Origin of the sequence: Marinomonas pollencensis (genome assembly GCF_003387375.1) — a bacterium.
Classification (GTDB): Bacteria; Pseudomonadota; Gammaproteobacteria; order Pseudomonadales; family Marinomonadaceae; genus Marinomonas; species Marinomonas pollencensis.
The window spans coordinates 13,011-28,151 of sequence record NZ_QUNG01000014.1; the positions used below are offsets into that span (position 1 = coordinate 13,011).

Annotated in this window: 16 protein-coding genes and 9 tRNA genes; 18 read left to right on the forward strand and 7 right to left on the reverse strand. The window is 44.3% G+C overall.

From position 1 onward, the window contains the following. The first annotated feature begins 97 nt into the window (after positions 1 to 97). From DFP81_RS15425 to DFP81_RS15465, 9 genes are all read left to right on the forward strand, one after another. Positions 98 to 1,159, forward strand: a complete 1,062-nt coding sequence (locus DFP81_RS15425) for a polysaccharide deacetylase family protein (protein WP_115898856.1) — start codon at positions 98 to 100, stop codon at positions 1,157 to 1,159. A gap of 63 nt (positions 1,160 to 1,222) precedes the next feature. Beyond that, positions 1,223 to 1,313: transfer RNA gene (locus DFP81_RS15430), tRNA-Ser, on the forward strand. A 46-nt stretch (positions 1,314 to 1,359) separates the two neighbouring features. Further along, positions 1,360 to 1,435: transfer RNA gene (locus DFP81_RS15435), tRNA-Asn, on the forward strand. A 3-nt stretch (positions 1,436 to 1,438) separates the two neighbouring features. Next, positions 1,439 to 1,515 (forward strand) — tRNA-Pro (locus DFP81_RS15440). A gap of 25 nt (positions 1,516 to 1,540) precedes the next feature. Further along, a tRNA-His gene (locus DFP81_RS15445) sits at positions 1,541 to 1,616 on the forward strand. A gap of 14 nt (positions 1,617 to 1,630) precedes the next feature. After that, a tRNA-Lys gene (locus DFP81_RS15450) sits at positions 1,631 to 1,706 on the forward strand. 37 nt (positions 1,707 to 1,743) lie between these two features. Continuing rightward, positions 1,744 to 1,819: transfer RNA gene (locus tag DFP81_RS15455), tRNA-Asn, on the forward strand. Positions 1,820 to 1,821: 2 nt separating this feature from the next. After that, a tRNA-Pro gene (locus tag DFP81_RS15460) sits at positions 1,822 to 1,898 on the forward strand. Positions 1,899 to 1,929: 31 nt separating this feature from the next. Further along, positions 1,930 to 2,005, forward strand: a tRNA-Lys gene (locus DFP81_RS15465). A 1,374-nt stretch (positions 2,006 to 3,379) separates the two neighbouring features. On the opposite strand, the gene DFP81_RS15475 is transcribed toward DFP81_RS15465, so the two are convergent. From DFP81_RS15475 to DFP81_RS15500, 7 genes are all read right to left on the reverse strand, one after another. Then, positions 3,380 to 3,463, reverse strand: a tRNA-Tyr gene (locus DFP81_RS15475). 54 nt (positions 3,464 to 3,517) lie between these two features. After that, positions 3,518 to 4,477: a ProQ/FINO family protein gene (locus DFP81_RS15480; protein WP_115898801.1), complete on the reverse strand. Its 960-nt coding sequence runs from the start codon at positions 4,475 to 4,477 to the stop codon at positions 3,518 to 3,520. 15 nt (positions 4,478 to 4,492) lie between these two features. After that, the gene (locus DFP81_RS18260; RefSeq protein ID WP_181903119.1) at positions 4,493 to 4,645 is read right to left on the reverse strand and encodes a hypothetical protein; all 153 of its coding nucleotides are present in this window, start codon (positions 4,643 to 4,645) and stop codon (positions 4,493 to 4,495) included. 14 nt (positions 4,646 to 4,659) lie between these two features. Next, complete coding sequence (locus tag DFP81_RS15485) at positions 4,660 to 5,136, reverse strand: hypothetical protein (RefSeq protein WP_115898802.1); 477 nt, start codon at positions 5,134 to 5,136, stop codon at positions 4,660 to 4,662. Beyond that, entirely contained in the window at positions 5,133 to 5,363 is a 231-nt protein-coding gene (locus tag DFP81_RS15490; RefSeq protein WP_115898803.1) for a cell division protein ZapB, read from the reverse strand. Before DFP81_RS15490 ends, DFP81_RS15485 begins: the two co-directional genes overlap by 4 nt. Positions 5,364 to 5,419: 56 nt before the next feature. Next, the gene (locus tag DFP81_RS15495; protein ID WP_115898804.1) at positions 5,420 to 6,610 is read right to left on the reverse strand and encodes a flagellar assembly protein T N-terminal domain-containing protein; all 1,191 of its coding nucleotides are present in this window, start codon (positions 6,608 to 6,610) and stop codon (positions 5,420 to 5,422) included. Further along, positions 6,610 to 7,227: an LPP20 family lipoprotein gene (locus DFP81_RS15500; protein ID WP_115898805.1), complete on the reverse strand. Its 618-nt coding sequence runs from the start codon at positions 7,225 to 7,227 to the stop codon at positions 6,610 to 6,612. Before DFP81_RS15500 ends, DFP81_RS15495 begins: the two co-directional genes overlap by 1 nt. 346 nt (positions 7,228 to 7,573) lie before the next feature. Here DFP81_RS15500 and dinB point away from each other — a divergent pair, with 346 nt between their 5' ends. The 9 genes from dinB (at position 7,574) to DFP81_RS15545 (ending at position 15,141) form a co-directional block, all read left to right on the forward strand. Continuing rightward, on the forward strand, positions 7,574 to 8,635 hold the full coding sequence (gene dinB, locus DFP81_RS15505; protein WP_115898806.1) for a DNA polymerase IV: 1,062 nt from the start codon (positions 7,574 to 7,576) through the stop codon (positions 8,633 to 8,635). Positions 8,636 to 8,828: 193 nt separating this feature from the next. After that, on the forward strand, positions 8,829 to 9,809 hold the full coding sequence (locus DFP81_RS15510; protein ID WP_115898807.1) for a hypothetical protein: 981 nt from the start codon (positions 8,829 to 8,831) through the stop codon (positions 9,807 to 9,809). Positions 9,810 to 9,983: 174 nt separating this feature from the next. Further along, the gene (locus DFP81_RS15515) at positions 9,984 to 10,652 is read left to right on the forward strand and encodes an alpha/beta hydrolase (RefSeq protein ID WP_115898808.1); all 669 of its coding nucleotides are present in this window, start codon (positions 9,984 to 9,986) and stop codon (positions 10,650 to 10,652) included. A 172-nt stretch (positions 10,653 to 10,824) separates the two neighbouring features. Further along, a complete protein-coding gene (locus DFP81_RS15520) occupies positions 10,825 to 11,622 on the forward strand; it encodes an inositol monophosphatase family protein (RefSeq protein WP_115898809.1) in 798 nt (265 codons plus the stop codon). Between the two features lie 82 nt (positions 11,623 to 11,704). Further along, the gene (locus DFP81_RS15525; RefSeq protein WP_115898810.1) at positions 11,705 to 12,169 is read left to right on the forward strand and encodes a DUF2489 domain-containing protein; all 465 of its coding nucleotides are present in this window, start codon (positions 11,705 to 11,707) and stop codon (positions 12,167 to 12,169) included. Positions 12,170 to 12,252: 83 nt separating this feature from the next. Next, the gene (locus tag DFP81_RS15530) at positions 12,253 to 12,537 is read left to right on the forward strand and encodes a hypothetical protein (RefSeq protein WP_245959189.1); all 285 of its coding nucleotides are present in this window, start codon (positions 12,253 to 12,255) and stop codon (positions 12,535 to 12,537) included. Between the two features lie 41 nt (positions 12,538 to 12,578). Then, a complete protein-coding gene (locus tag DFP81_RS15535; protein ID WP_115898812.1) occupies positions 12,579 to 13,409 on the forward strand; it encodes a mechanosensitive ion channel family protein in 831 nt (276 codons plus the stop codon). 95 nt (positions 13,410 to 13,504) lie between these two features. Further along, positions 13,505 to 14,014 carry a transcription elongation factor GreB gene (gene greB / locus DFP81_RS15540; RefSeq protein WP_115898813.1) on the forward strand — a complete coding sequence of 170 codons (510 nt, stop codon included), beginning with the start codon at positions 13,505 to 13,507 and terminating at the stop codon, positions 14,012 to 14,014. A 128-nt stretch (positions 14,015 to 14,142) separates the two neighbouring features. After that, positions 14,143 to 15,141, forward strand: coding sequence for an ABC transporter substrate-binding protein (locus DFP81_RS15545; RefSeq protein ID WP_115898814.1), 999 nt, complete (start codon positions 14,143 to 14,145; stop codon positions 15,139 to 15,141).

The following is a 15,141-nucleotide window of genomic DNA, read 5'->3' on the forward strand; positions in this document are numbered from 1 at the left end:
TATTAAAATGACCGTAACAGTTTGTCCTAGGTTGGCTGGCTTTTTGGCAAAGCAGTCGCGTAGAATGAGCGCAAATTTTAAACAGAGAGAAGATCGAATGTTATCTAAAGTACGTAGTGCTGCCTTGGTTGGCACCATGATGGTTAGTATTAGCGCGAGTGCGCAAGACTATTTGCCTATCCTGCAATACCACCATGTTAGCAAGACGACGCCCGCTTCTACCTCGTTGACCCCCGCTCAGTTTACCGAACACATGGATTACCTTAAGAGTGCAGGCTTTCATGTAGTTGATTTGAAAGATGCGCTGGAAAAATTAAAGCAGCATCAGAGTCTGCCTGATAAGGCGGTAGCGATTACCTTTGATGATTCCTATCGAGATATTTATCTGGGCGGCTTTCCTATTCTTAAGGAAAGAGGCTTTCCGTTCACCGTTTTTTTGAATACTAAGCCGATTGGTCGAAACCATCACTTTTTGACCTGGGAAGACATTAAAGAGATGGAAAAGTCAGGTGGTGTGTTTGCCAACCATACGATTAACCACCCGTACATGTTAAGAAAAGAAGAAGGCGAAACCAATGATCAGTGGTTAGCTCGCATGACCAATGAAGTGGATACCGTAGAAACGATATTGAATGAGCAACTAGGGCATTCTCCCAAAATGTTGGCTTACCCTTATGGCGAGTCCAGCGATGTCATACGCGCCATGGTAAAAGAGAGAGGTCTTATGGCGTTCGGTCAACAGTCTGGTGTGGTGAGTGCAGAGTCTAACTTTGAAGATCTACCACGTTTTCCGGCTTCGGGTCGTTTTGCCAAGTTGTCTAGCTTAAAAGTGAAGTTAGCTTCTATGCCTATGCCGCTGTTGGGTGAAAAAACAGATGGGGACTTTGCTGGCGATCAACCTGTATCTATTCGTCTCACCTTTAAGCAAGGTAAGTATCGTTTAAAAGATTTGGCTTGTTATGTTTCGGGTCAGGGTAAGGCGTCATTGGACTGGTTGGATAAAAATGAAGTGGTGGTAACGGCACCAAAGGCGTTTGGCGTTGGTCGCGGAAGAATTAACTGCACTATGCCAGACCAGAGCGCTAAGCATTATTACTGGTATTCTAAGGTTTGGATCCGTCCTGGAGACGATCAAGGGTATGTTATTGGAAAAAGTTAATCTTTTTTGAAAAAAAAGGTTGCACTGAATTTTGAAATCCGTAATATACACCTCGCTCGCAACGGAGGGGTGGCAGAGCGGTTTAATGCACCAGTCTTGAAAACTGGCGTAGGTTAATAGCCTACCGAGAGTTCGAATCTCTCCTCCTCCGCCATCTTCCTTCGGGAAGGTTGTTGGTTGCAAGCAAAGATAAAATTAGTTCCTCGATAGCTCAGTTGGTAGAGCAAATGACTGTTAATCATTGGGTCACTGGTTCGAGTCCAGTTCGAGGAGCCAGATCGGAGTATAGCGCAGTCTGGTAGCGCGCCTGCTTTGGGAGCAGGATGTCGGGAGTTCGAATCTCTCTACTCCGACCATTAATTTTATCGTCACCTAGTAATGGTGGGCGTAGCTCAGTTGGTAGAGCTCCGGATTGTGATTCCGGCGGTCGTGGGTTCAAGCCCCATCGTCCACCCCATTACTCTGATAGTTGGGTCGTTAGCTCAGTTGGTAGAGCAGTTGACTTTTAATCAATTGGTCACTGGTTCGAATCCAGTACGACCCACCAACTATCGTCAGAATGTAATTCTGCAAACCTTATTAATTCCTCGATAGCTCAGTTGGTAGAGCAAATGACTGTTAATCATTGGGTCACTGGTTCGAGTCCAGTTCGAGGAGCCATTCGGAGTATAGCGCAGTCTGGTAGCGCGCCTGCTTTGGGAGCAGGATGTCGGGAGTTCGAATCTCTCTACTCCGACCATTAGGTTTGGCAATATAAAGAAATTATGAGCGGGTCGTTAGCTCAGTTGGTAGAGCAGTTGACTTTTAATCAATTGGTCACTGGTTCGAATCCAGTACGACCCACCATTCTTCTCATAATCTTTTCTCTCTCGTTATTTCTCCTTTCTTTAGTAAATCTCTTGATGTTTTCTTAGATCGATTCAAAATCGTCTATCGTCTATCGTCTATCGTCTATCGTCTATCGTCTATCGTCTATCGTCTATCGTCTATCGTCTATCGTCTATCGTCTATCGTCTATCGTCTATCGTCTATCGTCTATCGTCTATCGTCTAGTTTAAACAAGTTGCCTGTTTTTGTGAGCTTGAGTGCTTGTGAAAAAGAGCGGCTGTAAAAAGAGCGACCAGGTTTTTATCGTGCCTCCGTTTATGCCGGCCTTGTGTCTTTCCTGGAGTTTCTGTTTAGCTGATAGACTAGGTTTTGTAGGTCAGTCTTTAGGCTGATGACCGTCGTGCTAATAAAGCCAATCATGTGAGACACGTGTGATTAAGATGATGTTTTTTGCAATGGAGCATCGACTGACATTTGGGCTTTAACCTATGGTTGAGGTGCTGTATCTCCAGTTACCGGCCGCTCTTTTTTGGGTATGACGACCCACAAGAGATCGCGGTATTCACGATGGATTTGGTGTCGCCAAATATCGTCATTCTCGTCGAATTTGATGCACCAAATATCGTCATTTCCACCGTAGGTCGGATGAGACGAGAAACGAGGCGTAATCCGACGGAACCTGATGATGCAAAATATCCTCGTAGGTGGGTTAGATGGATCTAAAGGGCAAGTTCAATGGCATGATATTTTTAACGAGATAACATCATCGAGCATTGTAATTTTAACCGACGGGCTAGGTCTTGTGGGTCTGCTTGCTTTGAAAAAAGAGCGCCCGGATATCGCTGTGACAATAACCCCAATCATACGAGGCGCGTGTGATTAGAGTGATGTTATTTGTGTTGGAGCGTCACCGAACATTTCGACTTTAATCTATGATTGATACGCCAATTCTCCAGTTACTGGTCGCTCTTTTTTTTAGGTGTTCCAGCTCACAGATGAAAATTTCGTTCTCAATTGCCGGATTCTCATCGTGTCTCCGTTCATTCTGGCCTGCGATTTCTTTACTGCAGGGTTGAGCGTGGCTCACAGGTATTATTTGCTGATTTGGCTTTCTGGGGTGGTCTGAGGGCTTGTGGTGTGGTGTTTGTTGTGTGGTGTGGGTAACTTGTGTGTGTTCTGATTTCGGCTGTGAAAATGGCTTAAAACAGGTGTTTTGTGGATAAGCTTGTGCTTAACCGGTAGGGTTATTCAGTTTCTTTAGGTTGTGCTTGGTTTTTTCTTTCTGTGGATAAGATCTTGAATGTGATGATTTTGGCTTGAATATTTACGATTAATCTTGAGTAAGATTTTATAATTATAGATAAAGGATTGATCTATAAAGAAAAGAATTAATGGTGGAGGGAGGTGGATTCGAACCACCGAAACTTTCGTGGCAGATTTACAATCTGCTCCCTTTGGCCACTCGGGAACCCCTCCACAGCAGCGGGGCGTATATTATACGCCTCGCTTCATCGTGTAAACACTTTTTTCTTATTTATTAAGAAGTTTTTCAAGTTTTGCTTTCATACGCTCTTCAGGAGAGAGATTGTCGTATGCATCATCTTGATTTTTCTGAGTGTTTTGCGTGTTTTTAGGCTTGTGGCTCGGTTTGCTTGGGGCTTTTTTGTTGCTTGCCGTTTTAGCTTTCGAGCGAGGCATTCTGTCGCCTTTAGGGCGGTTGAATGTGGTTTTTTCCTTTTTCGGAATCATTGACTCAGGTAATGCAGGTTCGTTGTTAACCGGCGTTCCTTCAAGGTCTATACGAGGTTGCCCAGACAATAGGCACTTCTTGTATCTATCAGAGCGTGTATAAGCGGCTAGGGCGCGTTTTTGTTTGCTGGCATTAAATTCATCGTCCAGCACCATGTCTTTATCAATACCGACCTTCAGAGGCTTAGGCTGGTTCCAATCAAACGCTTTTGGGTAACGGTCTTCTAGCATCTTGATTAGGCGGCGGTTATTTTTCTGATTTTTCTGGCGCTTTTTTTGTTCAGGCGTCAGTGTCGCTGCTTCTTGCGTGCTTTCACTTGCTGGTTGTACATCAGTGGTTGTTTCCACTTGAGTTTCGTCTTGTACTTCTGGCAAGCCGTTAAGCTCTGTTTGTTGTATTGTCATGTAATCAGTCTGTTCTGTTGTCGTGGTTGTGATGCTGGTTTCAGCAAGAGAGTTCAGCAAGTCAAAGCTTAGTTGAGTATCAACCGTGCTTGTCGGAGCTGAGGTGTTCTTTGTTTCAGCCGGTACGAGAAGATCCAAAGAGTCTTCAATATACAATTGTAATTGATCTTCAGTCGAACGCGATACCATGTTTTGCAAAAGATCCATTGAGGCGCTGCTATTATCAGAAGAATCTGATTGCTGCGTTTTTAATTGCGCTATTTCCTCATGGGCTACTTTTAGCTGTTCGATGAGCTGGTCGACCTCAGCTTCGAGTTTGGCGATTAATTGTTCCATACGCAAGGCTCAATTTTATAACGGTGTTAGTGGAATGCTTGGGGTGTTTTTCACGCCAATCATTTCTTGCCGTTGAATATCATTCGGCTGAACGACCGAGATAGTCGGATTACTTTTATGCCATATAAAAGCGGAGGCCGCTAATAGGCAAATAAATAAGCTAGACATTAGTTTCATATGGCTTAGAAAGTCAGTCCAGCTCCGACCATCACATGTTGATCGTATTTATTGCTATCGCTATTTAGTAGCTTAACAAAGACATCTAATCGGCTTGTGTTAGATGTAGCAATACGAAATCCCGCTTCAGGGTAGTAAACATTTTCGTCAAAGAAATCAATACCTGCGCCAATAAAGGTCCAGACTGGAGAGCCTGGCAATACTTGGAATGCAGGGGTAACACTATAATAGCGTCCACCTAAACCAATGGCACTTTCTGGATCGTCACCTAATGAAAAGGCAAAACCACCATACAAAGAAAAGTTTGATGGTGTAGTAAATTCCATCATGGTGCTCAAAATAGAGGTTGTGCTGCCGGTGTCATCGTCAGTTGAAGGGCGAACGGCGGTTGCCTCAAAGCTTAGCAAACTGGCAACTTGGCCATCCTCCGCAAGGGCATTACCGCAGAACAAGAGTAGCGTAGCGAATAATAAAGGTCTCATTGTTTGTTATCCAATTGATTAAGACGGTTTAGCATTTCTGACAAGGAAGATTCCCAGTTGGATTGCTGCTCAGAGCGTTGCGTTAGGTTTGTTTCTAGTTCGTTCTTCTCTTCGCTTAATTCGTAATTTTGCATTTCTAGCTCAGAGATTCTCTGGCGCAGAGAAGAAATTTCTTCAACCGCTTCGTTGATGCGTTGTTCTAGGTGGTGAAGTAATTCGTTGTTCATTTTGTTTATCCTAAAATATAAAAAATCGCTTTATTAAAGTAGCGTTATGATGAAAATTACCAAGCAATCACAACATCTTGTTGCTGAACGTTTAATATCTGTGCGTCAACCGCGAGTTCACCAATAGAGAAGTTTGGTTGGACTTGCTTGATAGTAACATTGATATTGGCATTATTCAGTTGTGTCTGTGTTGTTTGGTTTTGATTAAATATTTCAAAACGGCGATAAACGCCTAATTTGTCTCCTTGCTTGATACCAGATAAAGAGCCTGCCGAAATATGTATGCGATTGCCTTCGGTGCGAAAGATGCTTGCAATAAAGGGCTGGCAGCGTAGTTTTTCGCTGCTATCAATGGCGCTTTCTCTAAGTATCTCACGGACCACTTTACCATAATGAACAGTCCAAAATTTGGCACTGCCAAAGCCAACGCGAGCATTATCAGCGATATCCCAGTCACCAATTTCACTGTAGCGTTTTTGGAAAAACAGCGCGCCGCTAAAACTGTCATAAATATACAGGTCTAGAACGAAATTTCGATCTTTTGGTGTGGCATCCTCTTGATGGCCATCTGGGTCGTCTGGTGTTCTTAAGTACAAAGGGCTAATGTCGCGGATTACCCCGCTGACAATGTATTGCACACCCAGTTGTTGTCCGAGGCGGGTAACATTCGTTAATGCGCCTTGGTTGTTAATCGCCGATGGCGCATTAATCAAATCTGGGTAGATGGCCACATTAGTCGCATTTAACGCGCGCAGGAAACCTTGCTTGTTAATCGCATTGGCCAGGTCTCTTGGTAGTTCGCGGGAAATATTGTCGAGTCTACCTAAGCTGGCTTGTTCAGGTTTTTGTAATTTGAAGCCTGTGATCGCCACTGACTTTTTGTAAAAATTGGTCGCACCATTGCTGCACTGGGAGTCAGGGGTGACATTGACGCGGGCAATAACCGTAAGAAAGTCACCTTGGCGTTCTTCATGCAGTATTTTGGCTTGTTGTACACGTCCTGCACTGCGAATTTTAAGGTCAGAATCTAGGTCGCCATTTTTCAGACGGTCATTTACGCTCACTCGCGAACTTGATTGAAGTACCGCTTGTTTGATGGCTTGTTGCGTCGCACGATAGCGAGCATCGTCTACGTCATCGTTATAAACAATGGCCTTGCCTGTCGCCGTCACCGTTTGTGCAAAGCTAGGCGCAATGGACAGCAGTGACAGCGTAACAAAGAGAAAATATTTAACGGTGAAAGACATTATTCAATCGTATAAAAGTTAGCAGTGGTGTTCGGGCTTGCAGCATTAACCGTGTTGTGGCTTTGATGTGTTCGACAAAGCGGGTTGCTGCTGATCGCGCTTGGTGTGCTGACACATTCACGGAAGTTTTCCTGGAGTGCCATTTCAACAACGGTTTCAAAGGTTCCATCTTCATGTTCGCGTTGTGAAACGACCTTTGCCCCGACTAGATAAGAGTCGATGTAAGAGCGCAATTCGTCGTGTTGTAGCACCATGTTGTTCAAGGAGCTGGAGCCGTCCAATTTCAGACCGTATACACGCTCGGAAAGGTTACGGTAAGCATCCAATGTGGAGCTGCGTAATGCCATCAAGCGCGCTTGAGATTTTGAAAAGCGTTTGCTAGTACTTACTGCCGCATAGCCAGTCGCATTAATGATAATAGGTGGCTGCTTAACAACGCGTCGCACACTGCTTTGTGGCGATTGATTCAAGATCGAGCTCGCTCCCATGTCGACTGTGTTGCCGTTACAAGGACCGACGGTAGTACACTCTTCGCCTGTTCTTTGGAATAAATTCTGACAACCTGCAAGTGCAATACTCATTATGGCGATGGAAAATAGTTTAAAACCTGATGTCATAATGGGGTCCCCTGATGGAAGTCCTTGTCGTGTTTTATGTAAAAAATCATGATAACTCTGCGTTATAAAAGTGCATTCTAAATGTATAAATAAGCAAAAAGCAGGCCATGGCGTGTTTTGATGCATTTTATTTGCTGCAAAATGTAAACTATTTTGCTTACTAGCGTCCATGTTTAGGGGGGAAATAAGCCAGTTTCTAGCGTTTTTTTTGAGAAATTCATCGATTTTCTTGTTTTTCTCTTTGCTTCTTCAGTTGCTCTTGAGGGGCGAGTAGGAATTGCTATTGATTGTTTTGTTTCATTAACTGTGTAGACTGGTTTTATATACAGTGTTTTTGAGTGTAATTATGTTGGATCAGCGCAAAATTATTCACATCGACGCCGATTGTTTTTATGCTGCTATTGAGATGCGTGATGACCCTAGTCTGGCGCAAGTGCCTTTGGCAATTGGTGGTTCATCCCAGAATAGAGGGGTATTAAGTACCGCAAATTACCTGGCACGCTCTTTTGGTGTTCGGTCGGCGATGCCCACAGCACAAGCGAAACGTTTATGTCCTTCTTTGGTTGTGATACCCGGAAATATGGAAAAATATCGCCTTGCCTCGCGGCAAATGCATGCCATTTTTCGCCAGTATACTGACATAATTGAGCCGCTCTCATTAGATGAAGCGTATCTTGATGTGACAGATTGTGAAGCTTGTCATGGAAGTGCGACCAGAATCGCAGAGCAGATTCGTCAGCAAGTGAGGGAGCAAATAGGCATTACTGTATCGGCGGGTGTGGCAACCAATAAATTCATCGCCAAGGTTGCCAGTGATTGGCAGAAACCCGATGGTCTTACCATTATTACACCAGATCAGCAGTTTGAGTTTGTTTCACAGTTGCCCGTTAAGTGTATTTCAGGAATAGGTAAGGTATCACAAGAGCGTTTAGCGGCGTTGGGGGTATTTATTTGCTCGGACCTCCAGAAAATAGACTTTTCTATTCTACAAAAGAACTTTGGCAGCATGGCTTTTCGGCTCTCACAATATGCGCTGGGCATAGATAAACGGCCAGTACAAACCACGCGGGAGCGGAAAAGTGTGTCAGTTGAGCATACTTTTTCTGAAGACTTATGCTCTTTAGAGTCTTGTTTAGCCAGGCTGCCTGAATTATTGGCGAGTCTAGATAAACGCATGGCAGGTCGTGGTTTAGAAGCTCAAGTTAGCAAATATTACCTCAAGTTAAAATTTAACGATTTTAAGCAAACGACAATAGAACAAGCGATCCAAAGCACTTTCTCAAAACAAGTTTTCTCCGCTTTATTGACGCGGGCTTACCAACGACAGTCACGTCCAGTGCGCTTAATCGGTGTGGGCTATCGGTTATCGACACCAGCGCCACGGCAGTTGGATATGGGTTTTGACTAATGGCTAAAAAATGACCGTATTTTTGTCTTGCTGCTATAGTTAGTGCTGGAAGCAGCGCATAAGTTTTCTCAGCAAGACTCGTGGCGCGCGGTTCGCAATTTTCAGGACGCCTTTGCGTCTTGTTTGTATGCCTTCGCGCTGAGCTAAGAAAGCTTGTTCCTACCTTCCTTAAGTAATGTGGAGGTACTGTCTGATGAATAGAAATCCCAAATTATTAAATGGTTTTAAGCATGAAATGCCTGCATCGTTGGCGGGGCGTTTGCGTTTTGAAGTGGAGCAAACACTAAAAAGCTTGTATGCCGATGAAGCCTTGGTAGATCAACTGGGGGCCTTGTATTTGCCGTTTTCTACCTGGTTGAGCAGTAAGGCGAAGTCAGCTCACGGCCCACTGATAGTCGGCTTAGGTGGTCCACAAGGGGCTGGAAAAACCACATTTAGCCGGGTGGTGAGTCGAGTCTTGTGCAAGGGGTTTGATTTAAAAAGCATTGTGGTGAGCTTGGACGATTTATACAGCACCCGTAAAGATAGGCTTCACTATGCGCAGAATACACACCCTTTATTTGCCACTCGTGGGGCTCCTGGCACTCATGATATTAATATGGCTTTGATGCTGTTTGAACGCTTACGCAACTTAAAAGAGGGTGAAGTAATGATGTTGCCAGTGTTTGATAAGTCTATAGACGACCGTAAGCCCGTGCATTTATGGACGGAAGTGCAAGGGCCGGTGGATGTGATTTTTCTCGAAGGTTGGTGTGTGGGTGCATCTGGATTGGGGGAGGCGCTTGCTCAACCCATAAACCGCTTAGAAGAAGAAAAAGACAAGGATGGTGTATGGCGAAATCTTGTAAATCAGCATTTACAAGAAGGTTATAAAGAGCTGTTCGCCAATATCGATATCATGATGTGGATGGAGGCGCCGGATTATGATGTGGTTTATCAGTGGCGCAATAAGCAAGAACGCCTGCTAGAAGCCCATTTGCATGATATTCATGGCGGCGTCTTGGATACCTTGGATATTAAAGTGATGTCTCCTGAAGCGTTAAAAGGTTTTATGCAATATTACGAACGTTTAACGCGACATTTGATGGCCACCATGTCGGAGCGATCAGATGTGGTCTTTAAGCTCAACCATAAGCAGGAAGTGGTCGGCTTGCGTTTTCCGGTAGAGCATTGATAGGCTGGCGGTTAAATTGGGTTGTGGGTTAAAGAGTTATCTAGAATAAATTTTTGTCGATATAATAGGCTATTACTGAAAAAACATGACCTGAGTGAGATGCTTCTGGTTTATATTTTTTCTTTGGTAGCCTTTTTTTTGCCCGTATTCCGGGCCTGTTTTTTGGAGTGAAAAATGACGGATTTGTTGCCCAGCGTGTTACTAGAGACTGCAGAAAACCCAGATGCAGCCATTATTTGGCTACATGGTTTAGGGTCTGATGGGCATGATTTTGAGTCCATTGTGCCAGCTTTAGGTGTTCAGCCAGATCAAAAATGGCGTTTTGTGTTTCCTCATGCGCCGCAGCGTCCAGTTACAGTGAATGGCGGAATGATGATGCGCGCTTGGTATGATATTTATGAGATGACCTTGGAGCGCAAGGTGGATATGGCGAATATCGAAGAGTCATGCCAACAAATTGAAGCACTAGTGCAGGCTCAGATTGCCTCAGGTATTGATGCGTCGCGTATTGTGTTAGCTGGGTTTTCACAAGGCGGTGTGATTGCCTATCAATTGGCGTTAACTTCACAGCACTCGTTCGCTGGTGTTATGGCGCTTTCTACTTATCTTGCTAATAAATCTGACCTTCCTGCGGCAGAAGATTGCAATAACGGCGCGACTCCGTTCTTGATTCATCATGGGTCTCAAGATCCTGTGGTTTCTCCTAGCCTAGCGATAGATGCCAAAAACGCTCTTAATGAGCGGGGCTTTGAGGTTGAATATGCCACTTATGATATGCCTCATTCGGTGTGTCCAGAGCAGGTTTCGGATATTTCAGCATGGTTGCATGCTCGTTTATCTTAAGCTCATCGGGTAAAGATAAGCGAATACCTGTGTTGGTTTGAGCCAAGTAATAAAAAGACCGCTGTTTAGGTCATGTTTTTGTGCCTGTCAGCGGTGGCAACTTGTTTACGGCTATTTTGTCAGCTGAGTCTAACAAGGCGTATTGCTAGCTTCCTTAAAGGGGGAGAATGAAATGACATTAAAATGCGAAGAGTTACTGGCGTTTGCATTGCGTATTGCAGAGCAAGCCGCAACCATGATGCAGCAAGCGAGAGAGACAAAGGCTTTTTCGGCGGATTATAAGGCTGATCATGAGTTGGTGACGTCAACAGACCTTGCGATTGACCGTTATTTATGCGGAGAAATATCGGCGGCTTACCCTAGTCATTGCATTCTGTCCGAAGAGTCTTCTCCCAATTTATTGTTAGGAGAAGCCCCCACCTGGGTCATCGACCCCATTGATGGGACGGTGAACTATGCGCATCAGCACCGACATGTGGCTGTGTCCATTGCTTTGTATGTGGATGGGCAGCGCTTTTTAGGTGTGGTTCATGCTCCGTTTTTAGAGGAGTGTTATTGGGCGGTGAAAGGGCAAGGCGCCTATCTAAATGGAGCGCGTTTGAAGCTAACGGACACAGTGAGCTTACGCAATGCTTTGGTTGCAACAGGGTTTCCTTATCAAAAGAACGCACTCGAGCCCTTGATAAAGCGCGTTTCCAATGTGTTGCATCAATGTCAGGATATACGCCGCAATGGATCCGCAGCACTGGATCTTTGTTGGTTGGCAGCAGGGCGTTTACAAGCCTATTACGAGTCGGTAAAACCATGGGATATGGCTGCTGGAGCATTGATTGCCTGCGAAGCTGGGGCTGTATTGGGACGCTATGATGACGTGACGTCTGACTGGCCTCTGGAAATTAATGGCGATGCTCTATTGGTTTGTGTTCCTTCCTTATACGAGCCGATGCAACAAGTGTTGGCACTGGATTAGCACCTGTTCGTGTTCCTTAAATTACTTACATCATGAGTCAGTCAAATTGAACGCTTTCTCATTATAAATATTGGATTTTGTTATGTCTTTTACTGCATTTATATTACTTCTTGTCGCCAGTGTTGCTGTTATTGCGGCATCACTTTGGTTTATTTTTCGTCAGCTCAAGCTCAACCGTCTTCGTGAATCGAGAATACGTGAAGGGGAGTCCTTTGTGGCAGAAGAGCGTCAAAAACGTATCGAAAGTATTCAGATATTATTAAAAGCAGTGACAGTCGATGAAAAGCTGACTTGGATAGAAACCAGTATCCGAGTGAAAAACTTGTTGGATCAGTTAAGTATTGATCTATCACAACACGATGATATTTCGGCCTTTTATATCATTACTGAGAAAACAGAGCATATTCCGACCCATGAACAATGGAAAAGCTTACCAAAAGAAGCGCGTAATAAATTTAGTAAAGAGATGATGGGTTATGAAACTGAACACCTTGAGCATTTGAAACGTGCTAAAGCCGCTTTGTTAGACTATTCTTTTGATTCATGATTTTACAGTTCGTACTTTCTGTTTTTTTGTGTTTTTGTTTACTGGTATCGTTGCTGGTGTTTTATTTAAAACATAAATCTAAAATGCCTTATTATCGGTTAAGCCAGAATGACTGTACTGTTTTATTAGAGAAGGCAGTCAATGGTCTCTTGCTGGAATATGATTGGAATGTTTTTATTGGCATGACAATCCGAGATGATGAGCAATTTGAACAGTTGCGCGAAGTGTGTCTTATGATTGACGAAGAGCATAAAAGAGGAGCCCAACTGATTGATGGGAAACTCTATGTGCGTTTCAGTAAAGCTGGATTAAAGCAATTGTCTGACTTGTTAGACGAATGGCGACATAAAGTACATTATGCCGCTTAGCGGCTTATATCTTATTAACGTTAGATTAAGGATTAAAGCACATGGGCGATATGGAACAATTAGTAGACAAAGGCATTGATTTATTGCCTTGGATCTCAGAAATGGCAATTAACTTATTGATCGGCATTGTTATTTTCATTGTTGGTCGGTTTGTAGCGCATAAGGTAGCTCACTGGTGTGAGCGTAGAATGCTAAAGTCGTCCGTTGATAAGGCAGTGGCGGGTTTTTGTTCTAGTATTCTTTATGCCTTAATGTTTGCAGGTGTTATCTTAATGGCGTTAGGGCAGATCGGTGTGCAAACCACCTCCTTTATCGCCATCTTGGGTGCGGCAGGTTTGGCGGTTGGCCTTGCGTTACAAGGCTCACTCTCTAACTTTGCCTCAGGCGTGTTGATCATCATTTTGCGTCCATTTAAGTCGGGCGACTTTATTGATGCTGCTGGTCAAATGGGAACGGTTGATCGTATTGAGCTGTTTCATACTTACCTGAGAACGCCTGATAATCGGATTATTATTGCCCCGAACTCAGCGGTTATGGGGGGTTCAATTGTCAATTACTCACGAGAGAAAACACGCCGCTTAGATCTGGTGATTGGTATCAGTTATGACGCTGATATTCGTCTTGCGAAAAGCATCATGGAAGAAATTGTCTCGGCCGATGAGCGTGTTTTAAAAGATCCCGCTTGGGTGATTGCGGTGTCAGAGCTTGCGGATAGTTCCGTTAACTTCAATTTGCGCCCTTGGGTCGCCGCTGCGGATTATTGGGATGTCAGAGCGGATCTTCTAGAAAAGATCAAATACACCTTTGATGAGCGCGGTATTGGTATCCCATACCCACAAATGGATGTCCATGTGCATAAACAAGCGTCTTAATCACTCCTAGACTTGTTTTCAAAATGCCGCCAAGTGATTAACATTGCTTGGCGGCATTTTTTATTTTAATCATTGTTTTAAATAGGTTGTTACTAATGACTCGGTATCGTCCACCTGCCCCGCCAAAATCTGCTTACATTACACAAGAGGGGGCGCAAACCTTATTGGCGGAGCTCAAATATCTGTGGAAAGAAAAGCGCCCAGCGGTAACTGAAACGGTTCGTGAAGCGGCCGCCCAAGGTGATCGCTCAGAGAATGCTGAATATATTTATGGCAAAAAACAGTTGCGTGAAATAGATCGCCGCGTGCGTTACTTAGAAAAACGTTTGGATATTTGTACTGTGGTTGATCGGTTTCCAGCGGATCAATCAAAAGTCTTTTTTGGTGCCTGGGTGACGCTGGAAGATGATGATGGCCAGCAAGAGTGCTTTCGTATTGTTGGTCCGGATGAGCTCGATCATCATGCGGATTATATTAGTGTGGATTCGCCCGTCGCTAAGGCTTTGTTAAAAAAAGAAGAGGGCGATGAAGTGCTTATTCGGCGAGCAGAAGGGGAAAAGCTCTATTTAATTGAGCAAGTCGAATATCGTGCAGCGACGACCTAAATTCAGGGCGTGAGCTGTGTTGCGAGCAAAAATGAATTTAAGTCATGATCCAGAGTAGGCTTTTTCAGTATTAAACGCACAAAAAGTCATTCACAATCCCACATCGATTTTCCCAGTTAGGATATGCAATGAAGATAACGTTAATGAGCATGGTTTTGGGTGCTTCACTTGCCTCTGGCCAACTGGTTGCCGCTACAGATTACCCCCTTACCATAACAAATTGTGGCTACAGTCACAGTTATCAACAGGCGCCTAATGCCACGGTAACGATTGGCCAAGCCGCCACAGAAATACTTTATAAGCTTGGCCTTGCGGAAAAAGTGAAGGGCACATCTGTCTGGTTTAATGATGTACTCCCTGAATACCAAGCCATTGATCGTGCTATTCCTCGCTTAGCTGAGAATGACCCAAGCTTCGAATCTGTTGTGTCGAAACGCCCTGATTTAGTCATAGCCCAGTATGAGTGGCATGTTGGGGCACAAGGTATTGTCGCGAGTCGGGAGCAGTTTCATGATGTTGGTGTCGCCACTTATATTTTACCAACAGATTGCGACAATAAAGATAACTCAGTCGGTCTTGATGGTACTCGATTGGGGCAATTCTCAACCACTTCTTTGTATAAATCGATTCATCAATTGGCCGCTATCTTTGATGTGCCTGAACGAGGGGATGCGTTAATTAACGCATTAACTCAACGAGAAAACCTGGCACAGCAAAGGGCGTTAAGAGCGGGTTCAAAAAATGCCACTGCGGTATTTTGGTATTCCAGTGCCGCGTTGGGAATGGATCCCTATGTGGCAGGGCAAAAAGGACCGGCCGCTTATATTATGAAAACGCTAGGAATTAAAAATGTGGTGCAATCGGATGAAGAATGGCCAACCGTTGGTTGGGAGAGCATTGCCAAAGCGAATCCCGATATTATTGTGATCGCCAAAATGCAGCGGCGTCGTTTCCCTGCTGATGATTACCATAAAAAACTGGAGTTTTTAAGAAATGATCCAGTGACTAAAGAAATGAAAGCAGTGAAAAATGGTAACATAGTGGTTATGGACGCTCTCGAGATGGACGCGACAATTCGTTTGATTGATGGCTTAGAAAAAGTGACCAAAGCGGTGGAACAACGTTAA